Genomic DNA, 10,837 nt, shown 5'->3' with positions numbered 1-10,837 from the left:
CCACAAGATCATGCTCTAAAATTTTTCATTTTTTTGCCAGAAAAAAAGTTTTTAAAACTATTAAAAGCATATAAAATTCTTACAACCTTTTGGCGATCACTAATCCTTTGAAGTAACCAAAATAAAATTTTATACTTCAATCTCAGTTTTTTAAATCCACTAAGTTTTACTATTTCACTAAGATCATTAAAAATCAGATCTAGCCCAGCTATATAATTTTGATTTGACAGGTCAGGTCTTGATGAAAGGACTGGCAAATAAACTCCTTTTATCTTTCTATATTCTAGCATCTGCATCAATTTCGGCTCATCTTTTTTAATCTGCCTTAAAAACTCCATCACGTCGTCATAAACAAATTTATGATCCATTACTCCCTTTAAGCTCTCAAAGCCACTTGTGTTATTTTGACCTATCCTATAGTGATAAAAGGCCTCATTTAGCTTAACTATGATTTTTGATTTAGCCACGACCTTTATATATGTATCAAAGTCTTCTGCTAAAAATATTCCGCCAGGAAAAGGAGTTTGTCTTAGAATTTCAGTTCTAATTAGCTTATTTACCAAATTATGCAGAACTCCTTTTGCAAATATAAGCTTACTAAAATACTCGTCTTTATTGATTGGTGATATTTTTTCTGAAGTGTCATAGTCTTTTATTAATTTTGAATTATCAGTATAGTCCTTAAACATATCAGTCACTACGATGTCTGCATTAAATTTAGATGCAACTTCATATGTTTTCTCAGCATAGTCTAACTCTACAAAATCATCAGCATCAATTGTAATGATATATTCACCACTGCAAATTTTTATACCGTTGTTTTTGGCTATGGTTGAACCGGTATTTTCTTGAGAAATAATTTTTAACCTATCGTCATTAAACTTATTTAAAATTTCCAATGTCTTATCATTGCTTCCATCATTAACAACAACTAATTCAATTTCTCTTAAACTTTGACACAAAATACTATCGACACACTTTTTGATGTATTGCTCTGCGTTATATACAGCAATAATAAAACTCACTTTTATAGCCATTTTCACTCTTTTTGTATTGAAATTTATTTATTTTAGCCCACTAAGACCTTATCGCCGCGTAGATCGAGCCTAAAATATCATTTTGATATATAAACATAGTCTTTTTAAGCCATTTTTCATCACGTTTTGTTACTATGCGTTTTATCTCTTCAAGGTTGCCATCAGCCTTGTTTATGCCGCGCTTTGTCGTGAAAAATGCCTTGTAGCCATGCTTTTTCGCAGCTATTAGATACTCGTCATTGTATTTACCACGCGGCCAACAAAGTGCTTCATCCTCAAAGCCAAAGTTTTTCTTCATAAACTCACGACAAAGGCCAAATTCCTCGTCCAGACTTAGCTGTCCAAAATAGTTATCAAAATGCCCATGCGTATGCGAATGAAAATAAAAGCACTCACTCATCTTCTCGATCTGTTCTAAATTTAAGATCACATCTTGCGGCCTACTTGGAGCAAGCCTCTTACATTCGTTGTGATCAACGTTTAAAAAGCTAGCAGGCCTCATCTCATGAGCCTTTTGCGCCGCTTCTATCCAGCCAGTTATTATAAATATATTTGCTTTTAATCCAAATTCTTTCACGATAGGATAGGCATAGATGTAGTTGTCCATCCAGCCATCGTCAAATGTTATGCAAACGCTCTTTTTAGGCACCTCAAGCTCACCCTTTTTGTATGCGATAAATTCATTTATGCTTAGCGTTTTATAGTCATTTTCGGCTAGAAATTTCATGTGCGATCTAAACTCATCCACGCTACTAGCGATAAATCCGCTCTTTTCAAGCACGTGGTGATACATCAAAACCGTTACGCTCATTTTGCAAGTTCCATATATAAATTTTGTGTGTTTTCTATCATTTTTTCGATACTAAATGTCTCTTTTACGTACTCTCTGCCAAACTCACCCATCTGCTTCCTTAAATTTTCATCCAAAATGAGCCTTTCAAGCACCTTTTTTAACTCCTCTTTGTTGCCATTTTGAAATAAAAATCCACTCTTGCCGTCGCTTACCGCCTCGCCAAGTCCGCCCACGTCGCTTCCGATAGTAGCTAGTTTACACGAAGACCCCTCAAGCAGCGCCCCGCCGATCGCCTCCATATCAGAAGGTAGCACACAGATATCAAGCGAGCCTAAAAAGTCGCTCACATCGGTTCTGTTGCCAAGCATGAAGATATTTTTCTTATCTTTTATATACTCGTGTAAATTTTTATTTTGTGGGCCATCACCTACGATAAAAAGGGCTGATTTTTCTAAATTCAGCTCGCTAAATGCATCGATTAAGAGCTTATGATTTTTAGCAGCTCTTAGCACTGCCACGATACAAATGCCCACCACGTCGTCACTTAGCCCAAATTCTTTTTTCATATTTATCTTAAATTCTGGCGTGTATTTTTGCGTATCGATGCCAGTGTAAATTTTTAGTACCTTCTCTTTTTTAACGCCTCTTTTTATAAGATCAGCGCAGACTGAGTTGCAAACGCCGACCACTTTTGTGCTTAGGTTGTAAGGTATTGGGGAGCTTATAGGTAGTTGCAAATGCCTAGTGCGAACCACGCTAACGCCACAAATCTTGCCCACGATCGCGCCTATTGTGCCGTCTTTGCCAGAGTGAGTTGAGATGATTTTTATATTATTTTTCTTTACAAATTTGCAAATTTTTAAAATTTCAAAGATATTAAAAGACTTTTTGAGGTTAAACTCGACAAATTCGCACTCTATCTGCTTTTCAAGGCTTTTTGAGCCAGGATTTAACCCATAAAAAACCTTAAATTTGCTCTTATCCAGTCCATTTATCACACGCTGCGTACGGTGCTCCTGCCCACCAAATCCCAAAGAGCTTTCAAGCTCAAGTATGTTTATCATTTTTTACTCTTTAAATTCTTTTATTTTTTTATTCGATAAAAACGTTTTTGCTATTTTAAAAACTACTTTTTGTTTAATTGTATATTATTTTTAGTTCAGCAATGCTAAAATATCTACTTAAATTTTAAAGGGATTACATGAAAAATGACATAATAGCCAAGATCTACAATCTTTTTTTGGTTATTTTATTATTTACGCTACCAGTTACCGAGGGCTTAAAACAAATTTCACTTACACTTTTTGTATTGGTTGGAATTTATATCTGTGTCAAAGAAAAAAAACAATTTAAATTCGATGTTATAAATATCTCGCTTTTTATATTTGTTTTGATTACATTTATAAGCTGCCTCATAAACGGTGTTTCGCCTTCAAGAACTCTTGACCCACTAAGATGTATGTTATTTTTCTTTGTAGCTAGAAGCGTTGGAGCCGAGAAAATAAACTTTAAATTTCTGTTTTTTGCCTTATTTGTTGGCCTGATCACCGCTTTTATCCCAGCTTGTATAAAAAAATTTACTTCAAGTGATCCAGCTGCACTTTTTGAGCTTAAATCAATCGGTCATGTAAACCACAGTGCAATATTTATGCTACTAGTCCTTTGTATAGCTTTAATATCAATGGGTGAGCTAAAAAAAATATATGAAAAAAATATATGTATAGTAATAGCAGGAATTTGCGCGTTGGGAGTTATGATTACTGGTTCAAGAGCCGCCATGTATCTTTTGCCTGTTATTACTTTTTCTATCTTGTTTTATCAAATCGCAAATAAGCAAACTAGCTTTAATGTATCACTTGGCCTAATAATTTTATTTATCGCCATAATTTTTTCCTATACATATATATCAGCAAATATCACTCAAGATATAAGAATTTATAGCAAATTAACAAGAGGTGTTACAGGGTCAGAGACGAGATATCCGATCTTTGCTAGCGCTTTTTATACTTGGCTTGAGCATCCTTTCTTTGGTATAGGATCTGGCGAGTTTAAAACCATAGATATAACAAAATATTTTCCAGGCAACGTTGAAGTCAATGTATCTCACGCGCACAACACCTTTTTAACATTCTTAACCGAAAAAGGCATCATCGCTCTGCTTGCATATTTAGTATTTCAACTATCACTTTTTATTAAATTTATTAAAAATTTCAGGCAAAACAGCATAGTTTTTCTAGCGCTTTTGATGCTTGTTTTTCAAAACGTAATTTCACTTGCAAACACGACATTTCACCATGAAAACGCACTTTTGATGCTCTTGTTTTGGGCACTGGCTTTAGGAGTTATAGATGAAAAAAATAGTATTTTTAAGAACTAATCCAAACGCAGTTGGAGGTGCTGAAAGATACTTAAGAAGGCTTGTTAAGGCCATAAATGGGCTTGGTATCCAAACAGAAATTCGCTCATATCTTGGAGACACCAGCGTCTCTTCTTGGAAAAAAGCTCTAAATTTTAACCGCCAAGTAAAACGCCAAAAAAGAGAGGACGAGTTTTATTTTAGCCTAGAGCGAGTAAGCTGCGCCGATATCTACAGGGCAGGAGACGGCGTGCACAAGGTTTATAGGGCGACAAAGAGCTTTTGGTGGCTAAACCCCCTAAATTTCGTCTATCCATACTTAGAGAAAAAGTGCTTCAAAAACTCCCAAAATATCATCACAAACTCAAATTTTATAAAAGAGCAGATCATCGCGACTTACGGCATAGAGCCAGAGAAGATCACGACCATTTATAACGGTGTAAATTTACCCCAAAGGGTGCAAAAAGCCGAGGCAAAGCTCGCGCTTTGTGAGGAATTCGGACTTAAATTTGAGCTAGCGACCCTGCTTTTTGTGGGAAATGGCTTTAAAAGAAAGGGGCTAAAAGAGTTTTTGCTCCTTGCTTCAAAGCTAAAAACGCCTGTAAATACGCTAATCGTTGGCAAAGACAAAAACATCTCAAGCTACAAACGCCTAGCTAAAAAACTTGGACTAAACGCCTACTTTCTCGGCGAGCAAAAGAGCACGGCGAAATTTTATGAAGCGAGCGATATTTTTATATTTCCAACGCACTATGAGCCATTTTCAAATGTCGTGCTAGAGGCACTTAGCTTTAAAAACGTGGTCTTTACGACGGCTCAAAATGGAGCTAGCGAGATTTTAGAAGATAAATTTGTGCTTCAAAGCCCAAATGACGAGAGCGCGCTGGAGTTTATAGATGAAATTCTCACAAACCACGAGCTCATGGCGAGCCTACAAGAGAAGGCTTACGAGCTTTCTTTAAATTTTAGCATCGAAAAAAATGCCGCTCTTACGCTTGAAGTGATAAAAGACGCCTTAAAATGAGAGTTTTTATCGAACTTCCAACCTGGCTTGGCGATAGCGTGATGGCAAGTGCTGCGATAGAAAATTTGGTGCAAAATGAGAAAAATTTACAAATCGTTTTTTTTGGCTCATTTGTAGCCTGCGAGCTTTACAAAAACCATCCAAACTGCGAAAAAGTGGTCGTTGATGAGAGCAAAAAGGCTAAATTTAGATTTTTATCTCTTGCAAAAAGCGCAAAAAGTCTTGGCAAATTTGATCTAGCGCTTAGCTTTAGAAGCTCGTTTGCTAGTAAATTTTTGATATTTTTTATAAACGCTAAGAAAAAAGCCATCTTTAAAAAGAGTAAAACCACCCTTCATCAGGTGCTAAAATATGCAAATTTTGTAAAAAACACCCTTGGCTTAAATGAAATTTTCACTCAGCTAAAGCTACATTTTACACCTCAAATTTCAGCTAAAAAAACACTAGCTCTAAACCCAGGTGCGAGCTACGGAAGTGCCAAAAGATGGTACCCAGAGTATTTTGCACAGGTGGCACTAAATTACAAAGATGAGTTTGAGATAGTCATCTTTGGTGGCAAGGGTGAGCAAGAAATTTGCGAGAAAATTGAGCAAATTTTAAAAGAAAATGGCGTCGCCTGCCAAAATTTAGCTAGCAAAACAAGCGTCAAGGAGCTTTGCGAGCGCATAGCTGGGCTTAGCAAAAATGGCATATTTGTCACAAACGATAGCGGCCCTATGCACGTAGCTGCCGCATTTCATGTGCCAACGATCGCCCTTTTTGGACCGACAAAATTTAGTGAAACCTCGCCTTGGGGCAATGAATTTGCAAAAATAGTACATCTAAACTTAGAGTGCATGCCCTGTATGAAGCGAGTTTGCCCGCTAAAAACGCATGCTTGCATGAAAGAACTAAAGCCACAAATGGTGATAGATGAGATAAATTTACTAATAAAAGAGCTAGGATACTAAGCCAAGCGCCTAATAACCCAGCCAAAATATAAGCTTACAACTTCGCGGAGATATCTGTTAGCCTATTAAGATCATCAAATTTAAAGCTAAGTTCATCTTTAAGCTTAGCTACTATCTCATCCTTGTTTTCGCTAAATTTTATCTCGCAACCCAGCAAAAGTCCTTTTATAAAAAGCTTGTGATCAAGCTCATAGGCGCTTATACACTCATTTACTATGCTTATTACTTCATTTGCTAAAACTGGCTCTTTAAAGATAGCCTCCGCCCTAAATGCAACATACGCAGCACCTCCGTCGTAATCGATCTTATAATAACTTAGCTCCTCGCCAAGCGCCACGCAAGCGACCAAGCTAATCGTGTGACCATTTATCTCTTCATCTAGCTCAAACTGCGCCGTGCTAAACGCTTCAAGTCCAAATTTCTCGCCAAACTCACGCGCCCTATTTGCTAGCCCAAGCAAGCGCTCGTCAAAGCCATTTATATTTTCATATCCCCAAAGCCAAGTATTTGACGAAAAGCTCTCAGAGCCGATAAACTGCATATCAAACTCCTGCTTATCAAAGTAAATTTTGCCACTTTCAAAGTCAGCCTGCCACTTACTAGCCTCAACCACTTGCTTAAATAATCTCTTTTGAAGCAGCATCGCTCTGCCAAGAGAAGCGCTAAAAAGCTCACTCCAATTACTTTTATCTATGCCAAGCTCATCTAAAAAATGGCTCTTTTTTCTAAAAATATCAAACATCTCTTGTCCTTAAATTTACGCTGAAGCAGCGAGCTTTTCTATCTCTTCGCCTACATCATCACTTACGATAAACTCAGTCTTATAGATGAAAATTTCGCCAGTTGCTTCATTTTTTATCTTCAAGATTAGCCGTTTTTGATTATTTGGAGCATTTTTACTAAAAACTAGCGAATAAATTTGCTCCAGCTTTTGCTTGCTAAGCTCACTAAGGCTTAAAAGTACCTCTAGTTCGGCATCCTCTCTTCCTTTTTGAGGGGCGCTCGCCTCTTCGTTTTTGCTAAATTTAGAGTTTTGCTTTAGCTTTCTAGTCTTAAAGTCTAAATTTTGCGCATCTTCTAGGCTATAAACCTCGTTTAAATTTGTCCTAACAAACTGATCGTCGCGCGAGATATTTATCCTAAAAGCATAAGGCAGATCGCGCTTTGCCTCGTCTTTTACGATATCTTCGATGTTGCCAAGCTCTCTTTCAAAGACGGCGATCTCGATGTTACCGTGGAAATCAAGCACATTTATAGTGCCCATTTTTTTGCCACTTTTTGTGATCCTCGTGCTAAAGTCCTCGATCTTGCCGACCACCAAAATTTCAGCACTCTGCGGCAAGCTCTCAAACTCCGAGCTTAGCGTGTATTTGATCTTATTTATCTCATCTTTATAGTCATCAAGCGGATGCCCTGAGAGGTAGATGCCAACGCTCTCTTGCTCAAATTTCAAGATCTGCTTGATGTCAAATTCATCATTTATAGTGACGAAATTTATCTTCACATCATTCATGCTATCATCTTCGCCAAAGAGGCTCTCGGCCGCATTTTTACGTATCTGGGCTGCATTTTTGCAAGCTTCTACGATATTTTCTACATTTTGCAAAAGCATCTTACGACTAAAGCCAAACTCATCGAAGCAGCCAGCTTTTATAAGGCTTTCAAAGACCTTTTTATTGACCTTAAATGGATCGATCCTTGAAACAAAGTCGTCCATGCTCTTAAACTCGCCCTTTGCGTCACGCTCAGCGATGATGTTCTCAATTGCCGCTCCACCAACGCCCTTAATCGCTCCAAGCCCAAAGATAATGCCATCGTGCTCGCCATTTTTAACGACACTAAATTCTTTGGTTGATTTGTTGATAGATGGCGGCAAAGTATCGATGTTTATGCGTTTTATCTCATCGATGTAGCGAACGATCTTATCGACGTTGCTCTCCTCGCTCGTTAGAAGTGCCGCCATAAATTCAGCCGGATAGTAAGCCTTCAGATAAGCCGTCTGAAATGTGACATAAGCGTAGGCTGCGGAGTGAGACTTGTTAAAGCCATATCCTGCAAATTTAACGATCAGCTCGAAAAGATCATCCGCCTTTTGTCCGTTTAGCCCCTTTGCCTCAGCACCTTTTACAAACTCGCCCTTTAGCCTGTCCATCTCCTCTTTGATCTTTTTACCCATCGCACGGCGCACAAGGTCCGCACCGCCTAAGCTAAAGCCGCCTATGGCCTGCACGATCTGCATGACTTGCTCTTGATAGACGATGACGCCGTATGTTGGCGCAAGGATCGGCTCAAGCTCCTTAAATGCGTATGTTATCTCCGCCTCGCCATGTTTTCTTTTGACGAAATCATCAAGCATGCCACTCTCCATAGGTCCTGGGCGGTAGAGTGCTAGCATCGCGACGATATCCTCAAAGCAGTCTGGGCGCAGGCTAGTTCCTAGCTTTCTCATGCCCTCGCCCTCTATCTGAAAGATACCGATAGCTTGGCCACTTTGTATCATCTTATAAACGCCAGAGTCGTTTTTATCGACCTGCTCCCAGATGATGTCCTTGCCAGTGCGCTGTTTAACGAGCTTTATCGCATTGTCGATAACCGTTAGCGTCTTAAGGCCAAGAAAGTCAAATTTTATTAAATCAACGTCTTCAAGGTATTTGAGGCTATACTGAGTGACAAAGCGATCTTCCGGACTGTTTGGTTGGCGAAATAGCGGGGTTTTGTTCCAAAGCTCTTCGTTTGAGATGACGACACCCGCTGCGTGCTGGCCGGCGTTTCTGTTTAGCCCCTCAAGATCAAGGGCAAATTTCCAAATTTTAGCCGCCTTTGGGTTTTGGCTTATTAGCTCAGCTATCTTTGGCTCTTTATCATAGGCGTCTTTTAGCGTGATGTTAAGCTCATCAGGGATAAGTTTAGCCATAGCATCAGCCTCCGCATAAGGCATGTCGCACACTCTAGCGACATCTCTAATGACACCTTTTGCGAGCAATTTACCAAATGTAATGACGCCAGCAACGTTAAATTTGCCGTATTTTTGCGTGACGTAGTCGATGATCTCGCCACGTCTGCTTTGGCAAAAGTCCACGTCGATATCTGGCATACTAACGCGCTCTGGGTTTAGAAATCTCTCAAAAAGCAGGTTGTATGGGATAGGATCAAGGTCGGTGATCTTTAGCGAGTAAGCGACCAAGCTACCAGCCGCGGAGCCACGTCCTGGGCCAACTGGCACACCTCTTCGCTTGGCTTCGTTGATGAAGTCCCAAACGATCATCATATATCCTGGGAAATTCATCTTATTGATGATGCCGATCTCTATCTCAAGGCGTTTTCTATACTCCTCGTGTAAATTTTCTGGGACAAATTTCAGCCTCTCTTCAAGGCCTTTTCTGCACTCGTGCTCGAAAAATACAGCGTCATTTTTGAAGCTATATCTGTTTTCTGGCTCTGGGAGGGTCAAATTTCTCTCTTTGGCGCACTCAAGAGTAAATTTGAAATTTGGCGGAGTTGGGTTGCCAAGCTTGATCTCAAGATTGCACTTATCCACGATCTCTTGGGTATTTTCTATCGCTTCAGGTATGTCTAAAAATAGCTCGTTCATCTGCTCTTTGCTTTTAACAAAAAACTCATGAACGCTGTGGCGAAGTCGGTTTGGATCGTCTAATGTTTTGTTCATCGCGATACACATGAAGACCTCGTGCGCAGCGGCTCTTTCTTTAAAAGTGTAGTGGGTGTCGTTTGTGGCGATGACCTTGATGCCAGTCTCTTTTGCGATACGCAAGATGTCATCATCTATGCGCCTTTGATCGCCGATGCCGTGGCGCATGATCTCAAGGTAAAAGTCATCGCCAAAAATTTCTTTATATTCAAGCGCGACCTCTTTTGCCCGCTCGTAGCCTTTAGCGCCAAATTTAACGTTACGCTCGCTTAAATTTAGATGCCAGCTCACCTCGCCCTGCAAGCAAGCAGAGCTGCAAACTAGGCCTTCGCTGTGCTCTTTTAAGATTTTTTTATTGATACGAGGATAGTAGTAAAAGCCCTCGATGTAGCTCATGGAGCTAAGATACATCAAATTTTTATAGCCGGTCTCGTTTTTGGCGATTAGGATGAGGTGAAAGCGCTGCTTGGTGCTCTTGTCGTCGAGCTGCTCGCCGTTATGCACATAAGCCTCGATGCCAATTAGCGGTTTTATACCATTTTTTTTCATCTTTTTGTAGAAATCAATCGCGCCAAACATGTTGCCGTGATCCGTGATCGCTGCTGCCGTGTCGCCTCTGTCATGGAGCGTATGAGCTAGCTCTTCTATCTTGTTTGCTCCGTCTAGTAGGGAGTATTCGGTGTGTAAATGTAGGTGTGTAAAGCCAGAATTTTCACTCATTTTTTATCCTTTTTAATGAGCGGATTTTACAAAATTTTGGCTAATAAGGCGCTTGATGAAAGCTTAATGATAGCTTTAAAATTTAGAGATTTTTCAGTCTGTGACAAGAGCAAAGCGCATGGCTAAGCTATCATGCTGCGCTATTTAGCGTCTGACAAATTTTAAAATTTGATCGAGTTTCTAATCGCATGCAGTGCACCAGCACCTTTGCATGCCCTTATAACGTGCGAGGGGTTTAGGGGATTTAAAAAGGGGGATAAGGGGGACGGCTTCGTAATTTAAGTCCCCTTGTCTCCCTTTTGATAAAA

General features: G+C 39.5%; 8 protein-coding genes. 3 read left to right on the top strand and 5 right to left on the bottom strand.

What is annotated here, in order from left to right:
* Window positions 1-8: 8 nt before the first annotated feature.
* From Q0296_RS04935 to Q0296_RS04925, 3 genes are read right to left on the bottom strand one after another with little or no spacing between them, the layout of a single operon-like run.
* On the bottom strand, window positions 9-1,037 hold the full coding sequence (locus Q0296_RS04935; protein WP_298037344.1) for a glycosyltransferase family 2 protein: 1,029 nt from the start codon (window positions 1,035-1,037) through the stop codon (window positions 9-11).
* Between the two features lie 40 nt (window positions 1,038-1,077).
* A complete protein-coding gene (locus Q0296_RS04930; RefSeq protein ID WP_298037342.1) occupies window positions 1,078-1,848 on the bottom strand; it encodes a polysaccharide deacetylase family protein in 771 nt (256 codons plus the stop codon).
* Window positions 1,845-2,894 carry a glycosyltransferase gene (locus tag Q0296_RS04925; RefSeq protein ID WP_298037333.1) on the bottom strand — a complete coding sequence of 350 codons (1,050 nt, stop codon included), beginning with the start codon at window positions 2,892-2,894 and terminating at the stop codon, window positions 1,845-1,847. Before Q0296_RS04925 ends, Q0296_RS04930 begins: the two co-directional genes overlap by 4 nt.
* Before the next feature lie 137 nt (window positions 2,895-3,031).
* Between Q0296_RS04925 and Q0296_RS04920 the strand changes: the two genes are divergently transcribed.
* The 3 genes from Q0296_RS04920 to waaF are packed head-to-tail and all read left to right on the top strand — an operon-like array spanning window position 3,032 to window position 6,160.
* Complete coding sequence (locus Q0296_RS04920; protein ID WP_298037330.1) at window positions 3,032-4,207, top strand: O-antigen ligase family protein; 1,176 nt, start codon at window positions 3,032-3,034, stop codon at window positions 4,205-4,207.
* Window positions 4,179-5,210, top strand: a complete 1,032-nt coding sequence (locus Q0296_RS04915; RefSeq protein WP_298037328.1) for a glycosyltransferase family 4 protein — start codon at window positions 4,179-4,181, stop codon at window positions 5,208-5,210. The genes Q0296_RS04920 and Q0296_RS04915 overlap by 29 nt, the downstream gene beginning before the upstream one ends.
* Complete coding sequence (waaF, locus tag Q0296_RS04910) at window positions 5,207-6,160, top strand: lipopolysaccharide heptosyltransferase II (RefSeq protein ID WP_298037321.1); 954 nt, start codon at window positions 5,207-5,209, stop codon at window positions 6,158-6,160. The genes Q0296_RS04915 and waaF overlap by 4 nt, the downstream gene beginning before the upstream one ends.
* A 34-nt stretch (window positions 6,161-6,194) precedes the next feature.
* Here waaF and Q0296_RS04905 read toward each other — a convergent pair whose 3' ends face one another.
* Window positions 6,195-6,902: a DUF6882 domain-containing protein gene (locus tag Q0296_RS04905; protein ID WP_298037319.1), complete on the bottom strand. Its 708-nt coding sequence runs from the start codon at window positions 6,900-6,902 to the stop codon at window positions 6,195-6,197.
* A 15-nt stretch (window positions 6,903-6,917) separates the two neighbouring features.
* Window positions 6,918-10,529, bottom strand: coding sequence for a DNA polymerase III subunit alpha (gene dnaE, locus Q0296_RS04900; RefSeq protein WP_298037317.1), 3,612 nt, complete (start codon window positions 10,527-10,529; stop codon window positions 6,918-6,920).
* Between the last annotated feature and the right edge of the window lie 308 nt (window positions 10,530-10,837).

Source organism: uncultured Campylobacter sp. (assembly GCF_937890585.1).
GTDB lineage: Bacteria > Campylobacterota > Campylobacteria > Campylobacterales > Campylobacteraceae > Campylobacter_A.
Note: the sequence above shows the minus strand (reverse complement) of the source record. Positions and strands in the feature narration are given on the sequence as shown.

Bases quoted from the DNA above. Each gene is read 5' to 3' on its own strand.
- Q0296_RS04935 (WP_298037344.1), bottom strand. From the start codon at position 1,037: ATGGCTATAAAAGTGAGTTTTATTATTGCTGTATATAACGCAGAGCAA.
- Q0296_RS04930 (WP_298037342.1), bottom strand. From the start codon at position 1,848: ATGAGCGTAACGGTTTTGATGTATCACCACGTGCTTGAAAAGAGCGGA.
- Q0296_RS04925 (WP_298037333.1), bottom strand. From the start codon at position 2,894: ATGATAAACATACTTGAGCTTGAAAGCTCTTTGGGATTTGGTGGGCAG.
- Q0296_RS04920 (WP_298037330.1), top strand. From the start codon at position 3,032: ATGAAAAATGACATAATAGCCAAGATCTACAATCTTTTTTTGGTTATT.
- Q0296_RS04915 (WP_298037328.1), top strand. From the start codon at position 4,179: ATGAAAAAAATAGTATTTTTAAGAACTAATCCAAACGCAGTTGGAGGT.
- waaF (WP_298037321.1), top strand. From the start codon at position 5,207: ATGAGAGTTTTTATCGAACTTCCAACCTGGCTTGGCGATAGCGTGATG.
- Q0296_RS04905 (WP_298037319.1), bottom strand. From the start codon at position 6,902: ATGTTTGATATTTTTAGAAAAAAGAGCCATTTTTTAGATGAGCTTGGC.
- dnaE (WP_298037317.1), bottom strand. From the start codon at position 10,529: ATGAGTGAAAATTCTGGCTTTACACACCTACATTTACACACCGAATAC.